20 protein-coding genes and 1 riboswitch are annotated in these 15,514 nt (G+C 38.6%); of the genes, 13 read left to right on the top strand and 7 right to left on the bottom strand.

Features of this window, described 5'->3' with window-relative positions; all coding sequences use genetic code 11:
• Nucleotides 1-54: 54 nt before the first annotated feature.
• Nucleotides 55-633 (bottom strand): ECF transporter S component, encoded by a 579-nt coding sequence (locus ACFQ4X_RS12330; protein WP_379835505.1) that lies wholly within the window; start codon nucleotides 631-633, stop codon nucleotides 55-57.
• A gap of 196 nt (nucleotides 634-829) precedes the next feature.
• Nucleotides 830-984, bottom strand: a riboswitch (FMN riboswitch).
• 98 nt (nucleotides 985-1,082) lie between these two features.
• On the opposite strand from ACFQ4X_RS12330, the gene ACFQ4X_RS12325 reads away from it, so the two are divergent.
• Both ACFQ4X_RS12325 and dapF read left to right on the top strand, forming a co-directional pair.
• Nucleotides 1,083-1,325 carry a hypothetical protein gene (locus tag ACFQ4X_RS12325; RefSeq protein ID WP_066292176.1) on the top strand — a complete coding sequence of 81 codons (243 nt, stop codon included), beginning with the start codon at nucleotides 1,083-1,085 and terminating at the stop codon, nucleotides 1,323-1,325.
• 17 nt (nucleotides 1,326-1,342) lie between these two features.
• Nucleotides 1,343-2,233, top strand: a complete 891-nt coding sequence (gene dapF, locus ACFQ4X_RS12320; protein WP_379835503.1) for a diaminopimelate epimerase — start codon at nucleotides 1,343-1,345, stop codon at nucleotides 2,231-2,233.
• A 164-nt stretch (nucleotides 2,234-2,397) separates the two neighbouring features.
• Here dapF and mqnE read toward each other — a convergent pair whose 3' ends face one another.
• On the bottom strand, nucleotides 2,398-3,495 hold the full coding sequence (gene mqnE, locus ACFQ4X_RS12315) for an aminofutalosine synthase MqnE (protein ID WP_379835501.1): 1,098 nt from the start codon (nucleotides 3,493-3,495) through the stop codon (nucleotides 2,398-2,400).
• Between the two features lie 339 nt (nucleotides 3,496-3,834).
• Here mqnE and ACFQ4X_RS12310 point away from each other — a divergent pair, with 339 nt between their 5' ends.
• Both ACFQ4X_RS12310 and ACFQ4X_RS12305 read left to right on the top strand, forming a co-directional pair.
• A complete protein-coding gene (locus ACFQ4X_RS12310; RefSeq protein ID WP_379835499.1) occupies nucleotides 3,835-4,014 on the top strand; it encodes an aspartyl-phosphate phosphatase Spo0E family protein in 180 nt (59 codons plus the stop codon).
• Nucleotides 4,015-4,095: 81 nt separating this feature from the next.
• Nucleotides 4,096-4,452: a HesB/IscA family protein gene (locus tag ACFQ4X_RS12305; protein ID WP_379835497.1), complete on the top strand. Its 357-nt coding sequence runs from the start codon at nucleotides 4,096-4,098 to the stop codon at nucleotides 4,450-4,452.
• 59 nt (nucleotides 4,453-4,511) lie between these two features.
• Here ACFQ4X_RS12305 and ACFQ4X_RS12300 read toward each other — a convergent pair whose 3' ends face one another.
• The 3 genes from ACFQ4X_RS12300 to ACFQ4X_RS12290 all read right to left on the bottom strand — a co-directional run bounded on the left by ACFQ4X_RS12300 (nucleotide 4,512) and on the right by ACFQ4X_RS12290 (nucleotide 6,248).
• Entirely contained in the window at nucleotides 4,512-4,673 is a 162-nt protein-coding gene (locus ACFQ4X_RS12300; RefSeq protein ID WP_165389355.1) for a hypothetical protein, read from the bottom strand.
• A gap of 138 nt (nucleotides 4,674-4,811) precedes the next feature.
• Nucleotides 4,812-4,985 (bottom strand): hypothetical protein, encoded by a 174-nt coding sequence (locus ACFQ4X_RS12295; RefSeq protein WP_379835495.1) that lies wholly within the window; start codon nucleotides 4,983-4,985, stop codon nucleotides 4,812-4,814.
• 282 nt (nucleotides 4,986-5,267) lie between these two features.
• Complete coding sequence (locus ACFQ4X_RS12290) at nucleotides 5,268-6,248, bottom strand: NAD(P)/FAD-dependent oxidoreductase (RefSeq protein ID WP_379835493.1); 981 nt, start codon at nucleotides 6,246-6,248, stop codon at nucleotides 5,268-5,270.
• Nucleotides 6,249-6,627: 379 nt separating this feature from the next.
• Here ACFQ4X_RS12290 and ACFQ4X_RS12285 point away from each other — a divergent pair, with 379 nt between their 5' ends.
• The 5 genes from ACFQ4X_RS12285 to ACFQ4X_RS12265 all read left to right on the top strand — a co-directional run bounded on the left by ACFQ4X_RS12285 (nucleotide 6,628) and on the right by ACFQ4X_RS12265 (nucleotide 10,108).
• Nucleotides 6,628-7,827, top strand: coding sequence for an NAD(P)/FAD-dependent oxidoreductase (locus ACFQ4X_RS12285; protein ID WP_379835491.1), 1,200 nt, complete (start codon nucleotides 6,628-6,630; stop codon nucleotides 7,825-7,827).
• A 125-nt stretch (nucleotides 7,828-7,952) separates the two neighbouring features.
• Nucleotides 7,953-8,432: an NUDIX domain-containing protein gene (locus ACFQ4X_RS12280; protein WP_379835489.1), complete on the top strand. Its 480-nt coding sequence runs from the start codon at nucleotides 7,953-7,955 to the stop codon at nucleotides 8,430-8,432.
• A 149-nt stretch (nucleotides 8,433-8,581) separates the two neighbouring features.
• Nucleotides 8,582-8,713 (top strand): YuiA family protein, encoded by a 132-nt coding sequence (locus ACFQ4X_RS12275; protein ID WP_165389357.1) that lies wholly within the window; start codon nucleotides 8,582-8,584, stop codon nucleotides 8,711-8,713.
• An 80-nt stretch (nucleotides 8,714-8,793) separates the two neighbouring features.
• On the top strand, nucleotides 8,794-9,117 hold the full coding sequence (locus tag ACFQ4X_RS12270; protein ID WP_379835487.1) for a YuiB family protein: 324 nt from the start codon (nucleotides 8,794-8,796) through the stop codon (nucleotides 9,115-9,117).
• 307 nt (nucleotides 9,118-9,424) lie between these two features.
• Nucleotides 9,425-10,108, top strand: coding sequence for a 3D domain-containing protein (locus ACFQ4X_RS12265; RefSeq protein WP_379835485.1), 684 nt, complete (start codon nucleotides 9,425-9,427; stop codon nucleotides 10,106-10,108).
• A gap of 32 nt (nucleotides 10,109-10,140) precedes the next feature.
• Here the strand turns inward: ACFQ4X_RS12265 and ACFQ4X_RS12260 are convergent, their stop codons facing one another.
• Nucleotides 10,141-10,974, bottom strand: coding sequence for a cobalamin-binding protein (locus ACFQ4X_RS12260; RefSeq protein WP_379835483.1), 834 nt, complete (start codon nucleotides 10,972-10,974; stop codon nucleotides 10,141-10,143).
• Nucleotides 10,975-10,990: 16 nt separating this feature from the next.
• On the bottom strand, nucleotides 10,991-11,473 hold the full coding sequence (locus tag ACFQ4X_RS12255) for a divergent PAP2 family protein (protein WP_379835481.1): 483 nt from the start codon (nucleotides 11,471-11,473) through the stop codon (nucleotides 10,991-10,993).
• Nucleotides 11,474-11,587: 114 nt separating this feature from the next.
• Here ACFQ4X_RS12255 and ACFQ4X_RS12250 point away from each other — a divergent pair, with 114 nt between their 5' ends.
• From ACFQ4X_RS12250 to ACFQ4X_RS12235, 4 genes are all read left to right on the top strand, one after another.
• Nucleotides 11,588-11,965, top strand: a complete 378-nt coding sequence (locus ACFQ4X_RS12250; protein ID WP_379835479.1) for a DUF309 domain-containing protein — start codon at nucleotides 11,588-11,590, stop codon at nucleotides 11,963-11,965.
• Nucleotides 11,966-12,047: 82 nt separating this feature from the next.
• Nucleotides 12,048-13,535: a leucyl aminopeptidase gene (locus ACFQ4X_RS12245; protein WP_379835477.1), complete on the top strand. Its 1,488-nt coding sequence runs from the start codon at nucleotides 12,048-12,050 to the stop codon at nucleotides 13,533-13,535.
• A gap of 144 nt (nucleotides 13,536-13,679) precedes the next feature.
• Complete coding sequence (locus ACFQ4X_RS12240; protein ID WP_379835475.1) at nucleotides 13,680-14,999, top strand: Na+/H+ antiporter family protein; 1,320 nt, start codon at nucleotides 13,680-13,682, stop codon at nucleotides 14,997-14,999.
• A 365-nt stretch (nucleotides 15,000-15,364) separates the two neighbouring features.
• Complete coding sequence (locus tag ACFQ4X_RS12235) at nucleotides 15,365-15,514, top strand: hypothetical protein (RefSeq protein WP_251321359.1); 150 nt, start codon at nucleotides 15,365-15,367, stop codon at nucleotides 15,512-15,514.

Genomic DNA, 15,514 nt, shown 5'->3' with positions numbered 1-15,514 from the left:
CGTATAAGAAAAAAACCGCTGCGTACATAGAACGCAGCGGTTTTCTTTCATATATTAAGCCTGCTGAGCAATTTGTTTCATCACCCAAGGCTTCATTCTGTTGTATAAAGCTAAGAACAATAAAGTAATAATCGTACCTTTTATTAGGTTAAATGGTGTGATCCCTTTAAGAATCAGGTCCATCATCATCTGACTGGACATCGGCTCAGCTCCAAGGAACCATGTGTATGCCGGCAGGATAATAACATAATTAAGGAATCCCATCGTTAATGTCATTAAAGCTGTTCCTAAAATCAAACCGACTGAAAGACGTTTAACAGTATGTTTTTTGCGGAATAAGTACGATACTGGCAGAATAAACAGTATACCTGCTATAAAATTAGCCAGTTGTCCGACGGGAACACCTGTAAAGCTTCCTACAATACCATAGTGAAGCGTGTTTTTAATTCCTTCAACCATGATGCCTGCAATGGGCCCAAAGATTATGGCCGCCAGCAGTGCGGGAACTTCACTAAAGTCGATTTTTAAAAATGGTGGAAGCCCCGGAAATGGGAAGTCGAGCATCATCAGCACATATGCGATTGTGCTGAGCATTGACACAGCTACCATTTGTTTGATTTTTCCCTTTTGCATTGAAATCTCTCCTCTTTTGTCTTGCGCCATCTAATGATTTCAAATGCAGCACAGCCTGTATCACACAAAAAAACCTTAGCCGAAAATATTGGACTAAGGGAGTGTTGTATGAAGAACAGCATGAGAAAGAAGCATTTTAGAGTTTAAAATGCGTACTTAAACAAAGGGTTCAATTTTATAAAATGAACCGCTGTACCAACATCTTCTCCCATCCAGACTATACTGTCGGCTCTGGAGTTACACCAGATCAGCATGAAAAATTCATTGCTGAATTTTTCCGCTCACGGGCTGATGAAGAGGGAATCTTCAATTACCGCCGGTCGGGAATTTCACCCTGCCCCGAAGATGGATCGCTATTGTATTTTGTTACATGACCTATTATACTTTAAAAAATGTTAGTTGTGAATGATAATGCAATTATAACACCTTCCAAATAGAGGATGAATCACATGAAAATAACCTTTGAATATACATGGCCTTATGAACGAATGATGAATGACATCTATATCGCCGAGTGTCCTTTTTGTAAAAGTGACAACGTGCTTACAAGTTTTAAAGAAGAGCAGATGGAGCTTGCAAAAGAAGGCGTAAAGCAGCGGTTGATCATGCCGTGCTGTCACGGAAAGCTTACAATACTTAATGCTGATGACGATTATTTTTATACAGATGAAAAATTAAGAGGTCAACAATAAGGAGCTTTAAATAAAACATGAAGAAGCTGAAATTCACAAAAATGCATGGACTCGGAAATAACTATATCTATGTGAACATGTTTGAAGAAGCAATCGCTGAAGCCGACCTGGCAGATCTTACTGTTGCCGTATCAAACCCCTTTACGGGAATCGGGGCAGACGGGATGATTTTAATTTGTCCGAGTGAAAAAGCACCAGTTAAAATGAGGATATTTAATAACGATGGTTCAGAAGCAAAAAACTGTGGAAACGGTCTCCGCTGTGTGGCTAAATATGCTTATGAAAATGGCATTGTAAATGAAGAAGAGTTCACAATTGAAACACTCGGGGGACTTGTAACTGCAAAACTGACAATAGATGAAAAACAACAAGTTAATCAGGTAACCGTTAATATGGGCAACCCAATACTCATCCCTGATCAAGTCCCTGTAAAAGGATTCTCAAATAAGGACTCCGTTATCAATGAACCCGTTTCTTTTAACGGAAGCGACCTAAATATGACGGCTGTCTCAATGGGTAACCCGCATGCGATATTCTTTGTAGATGACATTGAGGAAGCACCGTTACATTCTCTGGGACCAGTGATTGAAAAAGATCCGATGTTTCCTGATTGGGTGAATGCAGAATTTGTAGAGATTGTTTCTGAACAAGAAATGCACTTTCGAGTCTGGGAAAGAGGTTCAGGTGTTACTCAAGCATGCGGCACCGGAGCATGTGCGGCAGCTGTTGCAGCAATCTTAAATGGGAAAGCGGAAAGAAACAATGATATTACCATTCATTTAGCTGGCGGAGACCTTATCATCAACTGGCAATCAAGCGGTGATGTGTTAATGACTGGACCTGCTGAAGTGATTTGCACAGGAGAATACCTTTTAAAGCAGGAATTATCTCACTCTGAGCGAAATTAGACGAGGTTTGAGCGCAGGTTGTTTATTTTGAGCGTTAAACGATTTTCTTGAGCGTACGTTCGCATTTTTGAGCATACGTGTAATAAATAAAAGAACACGTACCGTAAAAAAGATTATCATATGAAAAGCCCCGCTAATTAAATTAGCCGGGCTTTGTTTCTTCATTAATATTTTTGAATGATGTTATAGAATGTATCACGTTCAACAGGTACTTTATTTGCCGTTTTAATTAAGTGAACGAGTTCTTTACGGGTAATACCAGCTGATGTTAAAGCACCAACAGCATGTGAGATGCGCTCTTCGATTAGTGTTCCATGGATATCATCCGATCCAAATGTAAGAGCCATTTGTGTCAGCTGTACGCCGATATTAATCCAATACGCTTTAATATGGTCAAAGTTATCCAGCATGAGACGGCTGATTGCCATCGTTCTCATATCATCAAAAGCAGATGTTCTTCTCGTTAAGCCCATCGATTGTGAACGAGGCTGCATCGCAAGCGGAATGAATACCATGAAACCGTTCGTTACGTCTTGAAGCTGGCGCAGACGATCCATATGAATCAGGCGCTCTTCTTTAGTTTCAATGGAACCGTATAGCATAGTAGCGTGTGTTTTCAATCCTAAACCATGTGCAATTTCATGGGCTTCAAGCCATTGATCAGTTGATGCTTTGTCAGGACTCATTTTTAAACGATATCGTTCAGTAAGGATTTCAGCTCCTCCGCCCGGCATTGTATCAAGACCGGCTTTGATAAGCTCCTGCAATGCTTCTTTCATTGAAATACCAGCAATCCTAGAGAAGAATTCAATTTCAGCCCCAGTATATGCTTTTACGGTTACTTGAGGATAGTGCTTTTTCAATGTGCTGACAGTATTTAAGTAGTAATCAAATGGAACTTCGTGATTGTGTCCGCCAACGATGTGGAACTCACGGATATTGTCATTCCAGCGTTTTTGAACATACTCTAAGAGCTGTTCTTCATTCATTGTATAGGCGCCTTCTTCTCCAGGCTTGCGCTTGAATCCGCAGAAGCTGCAAGTCGCTTCACAAACGTTTGTTGGATTGATATAAAGGTTTTCGATGAAATAGACATGATCTCCGTTTTTTTGACGGTTCACTTCATTTGCGAGTGACGCTACAGATAACAAATCGTCAGTTTCATATAGATACAAACCATCTTCAATTGTAAGACGTTCACCATGTTTAACTTTTTCTGCAATTGCTTCCATTCGAGTATCGAACGTTAAAATATTTGCCATGTTTTTATCCCCCTAATTTTCTAGTGAAATGTTCGGATGATTTTTAAATTTTTTGGATCTTCGGCAGAGACTATGCTCTCCTTTTACAAAGACTATGCGAATACTATGTAAAATAAGGAATTAAAAAGATAATCTAAAAAAACAAGCCTATACAGGCATTCAGATGCTTTTTTCATTATAAGCCTAATCATACATTTGGACAAGGAAGTCACTTTTATAAAAAACTTTCCAATACAAAAAAATGTGTATTTTTTACTAGGGGTTTATTGTCTATTTATTGAAATAACTGTAAAATAGATATACCTTACTTGTCTTAAATATAAGAGTGGAGTGACGAAAATGAAAGCCACATCAGCTACCGCTAGACTAGAAAAAATCGAACAATTAGAAAGTCTTCGAAATAAGATGATACAAACAGCAAATACTTTTGGAATACAGCATCCTATGGTTTTAAAATATAGTAAAAAAATTGATGAAACTCATAATAAAATTATGCAGTTGCAGCATAACGAAAAATAGTGCCAAAGCCGATTCCTTGAGAGCTTATAGCGGAAACGGTATACTTAAGCCATAATCCTTATTAAAAGGAGTGAAAGTGAAATGATCGTTGAGATTTCAGAAAGTGCAGCAAGCAGAATCAAGGAAATGCTGGCTGATGAAGAAGATAAAAATCAATTTCTTCGTGTTGCTGTAAAAGGCGGAGGATGTACAGGTCTTTCTTATGGAATGGGATTCGATAGTGACCTTGCTGACTCAGACCAAGAAGAAATGATTGAAGGTATTCGTGTCGTTGTAGATGAAGAAAGTGCTAAGGTGTTAAAAGGCACTGTTATCGATTTTAAACAGAACATGATGGGCGGAGGATTTACGATTACAAATCCAAATGCCATCGCTTCTTGCGGCTGCGGATCATCTTTCCGTACAGTAACAAATGCGGGTACTCCTGAAGAATGCTAACAATACAACAAAACCTCCTGAACTTTTCGTTCAGGAGGTTTTTGTTACGTTAAGTATCATTATATAAGTTTAAATATTAATGCAAGACCGATTAAATCCGAAAAAACGGATGCACCTATAAGCAGCATTTTGTTTTGCTTACTTGTCTGTTTTAAACCAAGCGGCATTAAAACAGTTCCTAAAATAAAGAACACGATACCGAAAATTAAGTTCATTTCCATGGATTTATCTCCTCGTTTAAAAAAGGGTAAAAGAAAACCCGGCGCGCCAACGCCGGGTGAAAAAACTAATTGGTCAGCGGCACTTGTCCGCCTCACAACCTATAATAACAAAGAATGACTGCTTAATCCAGAAGGAAATTATTCCAAGGCGTATTTTTCCAGCTCGCTTAAAAGTTCATTTAAACGAGGGATTTGATCTCTTGTTTCCTCTAGGAAGGATTCGTCAGTAATGTGAAGCTGGCTTATAATTCTTTGGATTTCCTGCAAACAATCAGCAGCGTGCATCTCTTCTTCAGTAAATTGTCTATTCAATTGATTTCACTCCTTTACTACATATGTAGAAAAGGCACCAGAACCATTGTCCGGCGCCTTTCGGATATTTAAGATGGCTGTTTTCGTAAACTTTGTTGCTATTTGAAAGGGTTGATTTCCGCTCCAGGATGCTCGCTTTCCGCGGGGCGTGCGGTGAGCCTTCTCAGCGCTTTGCGCCACGTGAGTCTCACCTGTCCCGCTACTCCCGCAGGAGTCTCGCACCTTACACTCCAATCAACTTGTCAACGAAGCGTCTTTAAAAAACGATTTGAAAAAGTGCCTTTAAAATAAGCTTGTGCTGTGCATAGGCTGAGTTTTTGCGTTAGGATCGATATATGTTTTAGCGTTGTTTACTGCAGTTGGTGCTTCGCCAAAACCAGAAGCGATCAGCTTTACTTTGCCGTCATACGTACACACATCACCCGCAGCATAAATTCCTTTAATGTTTGTTTCCATTTTAGAATTAACCACAATCGAATTCTTTTGGATATCGAGACCCCACGTTTTAATCGGACCGAGTGAAGAAATGAATCCGTAGTTAACGATAACTGCATCCACTTCAATGGTCTCTTTTATGTCTCCGTTTTCTAAAACGACTGCTGTAATGTTTTCACCGTCACCGATCAATTCGGTTACTTGATATGGAGTTTTAACAACAACCTTAGAATTCATTAATTGTTCAACACTGTGCTCATGTGCACGGAACTTGTCACGTCTGTGAGTCAGTGTCACTTCTGGTGAGATAGGCTCCAGCATTAACGACCAGTCCAGAGCTGAATCTCCGCCGCCGCAAACTAGAACTCTTTTGCCTGCAAATGCTTGGAGATCATCTACGAAATAGTGCAGGTTTTTACCCTCATATTGTTGTGCAGAAGTTAACTCCAATCGGCGTGGCTGGAATGCACCAACACCTGCTGTAATCAGAACTGCTTTACTATAATGAACCGTTTTATCGGTAGTTAATTCAAAAATCTCTTCATCATTTTTTTCAACGTTTTGAACAGACTCTTCTAAGACAACTTCAGGATTAAATTGCATTGCCTGCTCTTTTAAGTTGTTAACAAGGTCTTGAGCCAGAACTTTTGGGAAACCGGCAACATCATATATGTATTTTTCAGGGTATAATGCAGAAAGCTGACCGCCGAGCTGCGGCATACTTTCAATAATCTTAACTTTCATTTGACGCATGCCGCCGTAGAATGCAGCAAATAATCCAGATGGACCTCCACCAATAATCGTAATATCGTAAATTTCTTTTGCCATCACTTTCACCTCTTCTGTTTTCTATGACTGATGAACATGAAATATGTTCTGACCAGAACTCTTTGCTATCTCTCATAAACATTCTTTATGAAGGCAAAAAGTCCTCTTTTTTCACTAGTATATTTTGGCATAGAGTGATACCCAAAAAGACAACAATCCATAAAAGAATTGAATATTTATCATAACGAAAAAAGGGTTGAAAAAACAAGAAAAAAGGAATAAGATGAGTACGTATGAAAAAAGATGTCGATATTTCGAACATTTTTTTTGCATTTATTTATATCTTATTACGTGAAATATATCACAATCTATTCCTTTTCTTCATATTTAATGAATGAAAAGGTCAAACTAAAAAAAATGAGAACTGGAAGTGAAATTTATGAGTAAGCCAAAAATACTTATTCTAGGCGGCGGTTATGGCGGAATCATGTCAGCTGTTCGTTTACAGAAAGAATTAGGATCAGATGAAGCAGAAGTAACAATTGTAAACAAACATAATTATCATTACCAAACAACATGGCTTCACGAAAATGCAGCAGGTACATTGCATCACGATAAAACGCGTATCATGATCGACAACATTATTGATATGAACAAAGTTAACTTTGTACAAGATACTGTTGTAGAAATTAAAAAAGATGAAAAGCGTGTTATTCTAGAAAACCAAGAATTAACATATGACTATTTAGTTATTGCTCTAGGATCAGATCCAGAAACTTTCGGAATCCAAGGCCTTAAAGAAAATGCATTCAGCATCCGCAGCATTAACTCAGTACGTAAAATTCGTGAGCATATTGATTATTCTTTTGCTCGCTATAATAACGAAGGTCACAAAGACGAGCTTATTACAATCGTAGTAGGTGGAGCTGGATTCACAGGTATCGAATTCGTTGGTGAACTTGCTGACCGTGTTCCTGAGCTTTGCCGCGAGTATGATATTCCTCGTGAAAAAGTACGTATCGTAAATATCGAGGCTGCTCCAACAGTACTTCCTGGATTTGATGAAGAGCTTGTTGAGTATGCAATCAACAACCTTGAGCGCCGCGGAATTGAGTTCCTTGTTAACACTCCGATTAAAGAGTGTAATACAGATGGAGTTGTTCTTGCGAATGGTGAAGAAATTAAAGCAAACACAATCGTTTGGACAGGCGGAGTTCGCGGTAACCATCTAGTAGAAGAAGCTGGATTTGAAACAATGCGCGGACGTGTAAAAGTTGATAAGGATCTTCGTATGCCAGGGTTTGATTACATCTTCGTTGCAGGGGATTGCGCGCTTATCATTGACGAAGAAGCAAACCGTCCTTACCCTCCAACTGCACAAATCGCAATTCAGCAAGCTTATACAATCGGCCGCAACATCAAAGCATTGATGAATGGCGGAAAGCTTGAAGAATTCAAACCAGATATTAAAGGTACGGTTGCATCACTTGGTAAAGGTGAAGCGATCGGTAAAGTAGGAAACAAGAAATTGTTCGGTGCTACTGCATCTGCTATGAAAAAAGTAATCGATAACCGTTACCTGTTCTTACTTGGCGGAGTACCAATGGTTATTAAAAAAGGTAAATTAAAACTTTTCTAAATCGAATCGTGTAAACTAAGAACAGGAGCTAATGCTTCTGTTCTTTTTTATATTAGCTCTGTTAAGATTGATTGAAGGTATTACATGGAAACTATTTAAAAAATATTGAAAGGGCGATCAAGCTGATGACTAAAAAAGACAGAGGAAAGATTTGGCTTGCAGCTGCTGGCCTTTTAATAGATGATGGGAAATGGCTCGTCGTAAAGAAGAAATATGGTGGATTAAAAGGCAAATGGTCCATTCCGGCAGGATTTGTTGATGCAGGAGAAACCGTCGATGAAGCAGCAGTCAGAGAAGTCTTTGAAGAGACTGGTATTTTGGGAGAAGTGGTTTCAGTACTAGGCGTTCGTTCAGGCGTAATCAAAGAAACCATCAGTGATAATATGATTGTTTTTTTACTGAAAAAGAAGAGCGGGGCATTATTTGCGGATGAAAACGAAATAGAAAGTGCTGCATTTTTGACCCCTGAAAAGCTCAAGGATGATCCAGCCACTTCTTTAATGGTTCATTATTTTATGAATGAAAAAAATAAGCATATCGAAGATAAAATTAATCCGGGGGATATATTCGGATACACTTCCTATAAAATTTTTGATTGCAGATAAAAATGTACGAAATATTCTGATAATTTAAGATTGCGCTCAATGTTTACGCTTACATCAGGTTATTTAGCCTTAAAACAGGTTTTTCAATCACCTGATTCCTTGTTATTATTATCTGAAAATTTAAACTAAAAACAAGGGAGTGTTACAACATGAGAAAACATGCGGTTCAGAAAAAACATGATCAATGTCAATATTGTGAAGGTAAAGGATATTTCCAGCTGTTGCTTGGAGGTTCTGAAACGTGTGTAGAATGCTGCGGAAGCGGAAAGAAAAGAGCTTAACGAGGTAACGCTCTCAATGTAATTGACGTAAATCCCCCCATTTAGTAAACTAACGACAGATATATGGGGGTGTCAACATCATGGATTTGCTTTTACCACAGTTTTTTATTTCAATGCTGCTTTTCATGGTTCTCTTTTTTGGAATAGGCTTTTTGTTTAATATGCTTCTACGCGCTACATGGTTTATGGTTATTTTTTATCCTCTAGTCGTCGTTATGATTGTGGATGATATAAGATTTTTTGAGTATTTTACTAAGCCAGGTTCAAGTTTTCAAAAGCTTGGGAGTGATTTAGTAAACTTATCTCCTTCAGATATAACAATATTAACTTTCGGACTTATCGGTGCTATTTTAGCAGGCGTTGCGATCAAGATACTTCGTGTCCGCGGTTATCAGATGTTTTAAAAGACTCTCCTCTGGGGAGTCTTTTTTTGTGTGCAGGGGTATCCGAGCGGCGAGAATTGTCCACGTTTGTCGACTCCGTGGTTAATTTTCAATTAACGTGCGAAATAACTCCATTTACCGTGGGAATGGTCGCTTTAATACCTTAGTGGGTATATTAAATAAGATAGTTTCGTCCAATGAAACTGACATTATCTTATCTGATGCAGATTTGTCCGTTGTAATCTCTTCTTGTTTCTGACTAAACAACTAATCCGTATACATTTTTTCATGAATGGGAAGGAATAGAAAGGAGAGGAGTGGACATTTTTTGCTTAAATTAAAAAAAATTGCAAAAAGAACAGTGCTGACTTTTCTTTTTGTCTGCGCTATTTTTACCACGTTTCGTTCTGTTTCCGGGGTTCAAGCAGAGGATATCGCTAACTGGCTGGATGAAAAACAATCCAGTGATATCCCAATCGTAGACGCTGCTTTAAAAACTTTATCACAAACCTTAAAATCAATGCCTTCATTTTATGCTCCAAACATGATGCTTTCTTCTGCTGAGGTAAAACCTCCAAAGTCGATAGAGGATACGATTGATTTTACAAAATATCCGGCAGTAAGTGTAACTGCAACGGGTTATACTGCTGGCAAAGAAAGTACAGGAAAAGAAAAAACTCATCCTGCATATGGAATAACGAAATCCGGAGTAAAGGTAAAAAGAGATTTATATTCAACAATTGCCGCGGATACAAAAGTTTTTCCGATAGGCACCGTTCTATGGGTTCCAGGATACGGCTATGGTGTCGTTGCTGATACTGGATCTGCAATTAAAGGGCATAGAATTGATCTTTATTACAATACAGTAGAAGAAGTATATGAAAAGTGGGGCAAGAAAACCATTAATGTGTATGTGGTGCAGCTCGGTGATGGCGATATAACTGAAACAGAACTTAAGGCATGGAACGAAGAGAAGTCGATGCAAGTGTTCAGACAGCAGCTTATATATTGATATAAGCTACATAACCAAAAAAGAGCTTCAGGTCATCTAATGATAACTTGAAGCTCTTTCATATCATTTTCTTCTTGCTCAGGTAAAAAAGCAGGATAATAATCAGGAAGAATAAGTGCAGCAAGTCTTTTTAGACCGAAGATTAAACGCGGTGAAGGACGGCAAAATAGCGATTCCTCAAGCTTTACAATCTCAGTTTGATGAGCGTTCAATATATCCCAACCTTCTCTTTTCTTTATATGAGAAGGATGCATTTTATCCGTCTTTACGCCAACCCATACCATGCCGATCAGATCAGGTTTGCGGTCTACAACATCTTCCCATGTTGTTTGGACACTGGCGAGTTCTACATCTTCAAATAGGTTCATACCACCTGCAAGACGTGAGATCTCAGTTAGCCAATTTATCTTACCAGGTGTGAAAACCGGTTTTGGCCACCATTCAAAATAGATTTTTTTACGTTTATTTAAAGAATTGCTTATTCTCATATATTCGTTTATTTCATCTTTCATCCATTTAACAACATGCTCAGCATTATTTGATCGGTTAAGCCTTTTACCTAAATCCAGCAAGTCATTCTGGATGTCTGTAAGAGACTGAGGATCGTAGATGACGTGTGGAATGTTTCGCTTGTTCAATTCTTCTATGTTTTTCTCCATCCCGGGTACACTTAAACTTGCTAAAACTAAATCTGGCTCTAAAGCTTCAAGCTTGTTCATATCAATCGATAAGTCAGGACCTAATCGTGGCAATCGCTCCACCTCTGATGGCCAGTCCGAAAAGTCGTCAATTCCAATCAGGTCGGGAGTTGCTCCTAAAAAATGAAGAAGCTCTGTATTGCTTGGGCAAATTGATACCAATTTCAAAACAAAGTACCTCCTATTATAAAAAGAGCCACGATAGAATTAATGTTTGTGTTATTCCAAGCAGCCCGCCAAAGAACACTTCTTTAGGGCTGTGTCCTAAAAGTTCCTTTAATTCTTTTCTTTGCTCTTCAACATCCTTTTGTTCAAATTGTTTATTAGATTTCTGAACGTGATCTCTGAATTCCTCTACTAAATCATTCAGTACTGCGGCTTGTTCTCCTGCATGCCATCGTATACCTTTTGCATCATACATTACAATAATGGCAAACATTGCTGCAATAGCAAAAAGAGAAGAGCCTAGACCATGCATGGCCCCAATTGCAGTCGCAAGCGATGTAACGGAAGCTGAATGCGAACTTGGCATTCCCCCGGTGCTTATAAATAGATCCCATTTGATTTTTTTTGTATTGAAGTAGTGGATAGGGATTTTTAAGAATTGTGCAGAAAAAACTCCTAATAATGCTGCGAATAATGGAAAATTGAAAAATAAATCAGACATAATTGGCTCCCTCTCATTGTGGTGGTTTATAGTATGGCTATTTTAGATAGTTGTTACCCGATTTGAATGGTGTTCAATCTCTGGTAACATGAATCATGGAAGGGGGTTTTAGAGATGGACTTTTTTCCTCAGGAGTATTACGAGTTTTTTGTTGTATTTAATGAAGGTGACTATTATACAGGGCATGACCTATTAGAGGCGATATGGCTTACAGACCGCAGCAACTTGTTTATTAAGGGCCTGCTGCAGATGACCGTCGCCTTATATCATTATGAGTACGGCAATGTAAAAGGTGCACGAGAGATGATGAAAGCCGCAAAAATCTATCTGACACCTTACAAACCTCATTTTTGGAATTTAGATTTAGAGCCTGTACTCCAATTTATCGAACGATGTCTAGATTTAATGCCTTTACATATTGATAGAGTGCCATTCTCAGAATCGCACACTTTGCCTATGCTGCCGACATACTATATTAATTTAGAAGAATAAAACAAGGTGAATTCGAAATATTCTAAAAGAAAGAGTATAATGAGTTTAGAAAGTAAGAATATGCATAAGGGGGAACTTTAACGTGTTTACAATAAAACATCCATGGAATGCTAAAGAACAAGAAGAAGTCCTACTGGTCGGTTTATTTCAAGAGCCTAAACTTTCAGGAGTAGTGGCTGATATAGATGAACAACTTCAAGGTCTTATTACCGAGCTAATTAAAGACGGAGACCTTTCGAATAAATTAAAAAGTATAAAAAAATTAAATACTCTGAATCAGGTTGGTACGAAACGTATTTATTTTGCTGGTTTAGGAAAACGAGATGAACTTACGTATGACAGAGTGAGAAATACCTTTGGCAGAGCAGTTCAAGAAATTTCAAAAGAGAAAAGAACGCATTTTTCAATTCTGCTGGATACCTTTAAAAGCGATCAAGTATCAATGGAAAAACTTGCACATGCTTTTAGTGAAGCGGCGGGGACTTCGGCATACCAATTTGAGAACTATAAAAAGAAGTCTAATGAACCTCAAAAAAGGTTGGAGCAAGTTACGGTTTATACGGAAAATAATGAAGCGGAAGCGGGCTTAACAAGTGGATATGCGTATGCGAAAGGTATTAATCTGGCACGAGATTTAGTTAACACGCCAGCTAACTTGCTGACACCAACAGATCTTGCTGCTGAAGCCATCGACGTAGCACTGGAATACGGTATGGAATACGAAATCTTAGAAAAAGAAGACATGGAAAAGCTGGGTATGGGAGGTATTCTGGCAGTAAGTCAAGGTTCCGACCAGCCTCCGAAGTTAATTACAGTAAAATACCAAGGGCGAAAGACTTGGGATTCCGTTGTTGCATTAGTTGGTAAGGGATTAACGTTTGATGCCGGAGGATACTCGATTAAACCTGCATTAAACATGCACGAGATGAAAAGTGATATGGGCGGAAGTGCTGCTGTGCTTGGTGCGATGGAAGCTATCGGCCGTTTAAAGCCTGAGATAAATGTAATGTTTGTTATTCCATCTTCGGAAAACCTTGTAAACGGATCTGCCATGAAGCCAGGTGACGTTATAACTTCATTAAGCGGAAAAACAATCGAAGTGCGTAACACCGACGCCGAAGGACGATTAATTCTTGCTGATGCGATTACATACGCAAAAGAGCAAGGAGCAGCATTCATAGTTGATGTTGCAACACTAACAGGGGGAGTATTGGTAGCTCTCGGAGATTGCACAACAGGTGCCTTAACGAATGATGAAAACTTCTATGAGCATATTAAACAATCAGCATCAGATGAAGCAGAACTTTTGTGGCTTCTTCCTAGTTTTCAGCCATTCAAAGATATGCTGAAAACAAGTGATGTCGCTGATCTAAATAACGCTACCGGAAGACTCGGGCATGCCATTACAGGGGGATTATTTGTAGGAGAATTCGCAGAAAAAACTCCTTGGGTACATTTAGATATTGCTGGAACAGCATACTCATCAAGAGCATCGGAACTTGGTCCAAAGGGTGCAACAGGAGTAATGGTCCGCACATTGACAACATTTGTTAGAAACTTTAAAGCATAAAATAACAAGGAAGCTGAATCTAGCGTGATTCAGCTTCCTTTTTTTAATTGACACACCCGAGCAGACATGTTAATTTATTAAAGGTTTAACAAATTAGCGATTTAGCGAAATAAAGTAATAAAGCTTTAAGGAGGAAATAATACAATGAATGCTGTGGTATTAGCAGTAGCAGTTATGCTGGTACTAAGCCTTTTACGTATACATGTAGTTGTTGCTTTACTAGTAGGTTCACTTACAGGCGGTTTTATTGCTGGAATGGGCCTTACTGAAACGATAACCGTATTTACCGAAGGATTAGGATCGAATGCAGTAATTGCACTAAGTTATGCATTGTTAGGAAGTTTTGCTGTGGCCCTGTCACGAACGGGACTTCCAGCGTTAATGGTTAATAAAGCCATCTTGCTTGTAGGTAGAGAAGGAGAAACGAGAAAAAAATCTCTTTCAAAAGTTCTTATTCTTTTTATCATATTAATGATTTCATCTTTTTCTCAAAACTTGATTCCAGTTCATATAGCAATTATTCCAATCTTCATTCCGCCTCTTCTTCATGTTTTAAATGAGCTTCAGTTAGACAGACGTCTGGTGGCTACCGTTATCACATTTGGTTTAATCACACCATATATGTGGTTCCCTGTAGGATTTGGAGGCATTTTTCATGAAATTCTTCAGACAAATATGAAGGATAGCGGATTAACAGTAAAAATGGATCAAATACCAACAGCGATGACGATTCCTTCATTAGGTATGATCGCAGGCTTGTTGATTGCTGTTTTCATTACGTATCGAAAGCCTCGTAGTTATGAAAATAAAATTGTCGACTCTGCCAATTCTGAAGCAGCAGTTTACACAAAACGATCAATCATTACAGCAGTTTTAGCGATCGCTGCAACTCTTTTCGTACAATTACAAACTGATTCAATGATCTTCGGTGCACTATCAGGTATTATATTGCTATATTTTAGTGGTCAATTAAAATTAAAATCTTCAGATGTTGTTTTAACTGAAGGTATGAAAATGATGTCATACATCGGATTCGTAATGATTTCTGCAGCAGGATTTGCAGCGGTTATGCGTGAGACAGGTGAAGTTGAAACATTGGTAAAAGACAGTGCTGCATTTATTGGCAACTCTGCCGCACTTGGGGTGTTTCTAATGTTAGTGATCGGTCTGCTTGTGACAATGGGGATTGGTTCTTCATTCTCAACTATCCCTATCATTACAACGATTTTTGTTCCGCTTGCAGGCGAATTGGGTCTTAGTGTAATGGCGACCATAGCTTTGATTGGAACAGCTGCAGCACTAGGAGATGCAGGTTCACCAGCATCAGACAGTACGCTTGGACCAACATCTGGTTTGAATGTAGATAATCAGCATAATCATATTTGGGATACGTGTGTTCCAACATTTCTTCATTACAACTTACCATTGATCGCATTTGGATTCATTGCGGCTATGGTGTTATAAGTTAAAAAAGCTGATCCACAAAGACGTAAATGCTTTGTGGGGTCAGCTTTTCTTTTTTTTTTATAAAATTTTGAATAGCAGCATGTCTAGTGATTAGGTTTTTAAGCTGGAAAAACACTTACGGGGTGAAGATGAGTGGTTATCGGGCGAAACTTCTAGATTTCGGGGTACAGCGAGGCTTGGTTGGGGCGAAACAAGGACACTATTGGGTTAAAACCCATTCAAATCGGGCGAACGTGTAATAATAAAAAAATCACGTACCGTAAAAATCAACGATTGTAAAAAATAGTCCGTCTCAATTATATAGGCGTCACCTTTTAATTTTTAAGAAAGTACACATCCTACTGGTAAGGAGGGATGTTATTATGGCGAAAAGAAAACATGCTTTAGACGCAGCGGCAAAAAATAATCAGACACCGACAGAAAGTATGACAAACGTAGAGTTTTCAGATGAAAAATTTGCAGACGAAATTCCAAAAAGAGATACACAAAGTCCGCGTTCTAAAGGAAAATAA

This window comes from Fictibacillus halophilus, from assembly GCF_042680145.1.
In the GTDB taxonomy this organism is placed as follows: Bacteria; Bacillota; Bacilli; order Bacillales; family Fictibacillaceae; genus Fictibacillus; species Fictibacillus halophilus_A.
The sequence above is the reverse complement of the archived record's forward strand: the minus strand, read 5'-3'. Positions and strand labels throughout refer to the sequence as shown.

Excerpts from the sequence above, each read along its gene's own strand:
- ACFQ4X_RS12330 (WP_379835505.1), bottom strand. The coding sequence starts at position 633 with ATGCAAAAGGGAAAAATCAAACAAATGGTAGCTGTGTCAATGCTCAGC.
- ACFQ4X_RS12325 (WP_066292176.1), top strand. The coding sequence starts at position 1,083 with ATGAAAATAACCTTTGAATATACATGGCCTTATGAACGAATGATGAAT.
- dapF (WP_379835503.1), top strand. The coding sequence starts at position 1,343 with ATGAAGAAGCTGAAATTCACAAAAATGCATGGACTCGGAAATAACTAT.
- mqnE (WP_379835501.1), bottom strand. The coding sequence starts at position 3,495 with ATGGCAAATATTTTAACGTTCGATACTCGAATGGAAGCAATTGCAGAA.
- ACFQ4X_RS12310 (WP_379835499.1), top strand. The coding sequence starts at position 3,835 with ATGAAAGCCACATCAGCTACCGCTAGACTAGAAAAAATCGAACAATTA.
- ACFQ4X_RS12305 (WP_379835497.1), top strand. The coding sequence starts at position 4,096 with ATGATCGTTGAGATTTCAGAAAGTGCAGCAAGCAGAATCAAGGAAATG.
- ACFQ4X_RS12300 (WP_165389355.1), bottom strand. The coding sequence starts at position 4,673 with ATGGAAATGAACTTAATTTTCGGTATCGTGTTCTTTATTTTAGGAACT.
- ACFQ4X_RS12290 (WP_379835493.1), bottom strand. The coding sequence starts at position 6,248 with ATGGCAAAAGAAATTTACGATATTACGATTATTGGTGGAGGTCCATCT.
- ACFQ4X_RS12285 (WP_379835491.1), top strand. The coding sequence starts at position 6,628 with ATGAGTAAGCCAAAAATACTTATTCTAGGCGGCGGTTATGGCGGAATC.
- ACFQ4X_RS12280 (WP_379835489.1), top strand. The coding sequence starts at position 7,953 with ATGACTAAAAAAGACAGAGGAAAGATTTGGCTTGCAGCTGCTGGCCTT.
- ACFQ4X_RS12275 (WP_165389357.1), top strand. The coding sequence starts at position 8,582 with ATGAGAAAACATGCGGTTCAGAAAAAACATGATCAATGTCAATATTGT.
- ACFQ4X_RS12270 (WP_379835487.1), top strand. The coding sequence starts at position 8,794 with ATGGATTTGCTTTTACCACAGTTTTTTATTTCAATGCTGCTTTTCATG.
- ACFQ4X_RS12255 (WP_379835481.1), bottom strand. The coding sequence starts at position 11,473 with ATGTCTGATTTATTTTTCAATTTTCCATTATTCGCAGCATTATTAGGA.
- ACFQ4X_RS12250 (WP_379835479.1), top strand. The coding sequence starts at position 11,588 with ATGGACTTTTTTCCTCAGGAGTATTACGAGTTTTTTGTTGTATTTAAT.
- ACFQ4X_RS12240 (WP_379835475.1), top strand. The coding sequence starts at position 13,680 with ATGAATGCTGTGGTATTAGCAGTAGCAGTTATGCTGGTACTAAGCCTT.
- ACFQ4X_RS12235 (WP_251321359.1), top strand. The coding sequence starts at position 15,365 with ATGGCGAAAAGAAAACATGCTTTAGACGCAGCGGCAAAAAATAATCAG.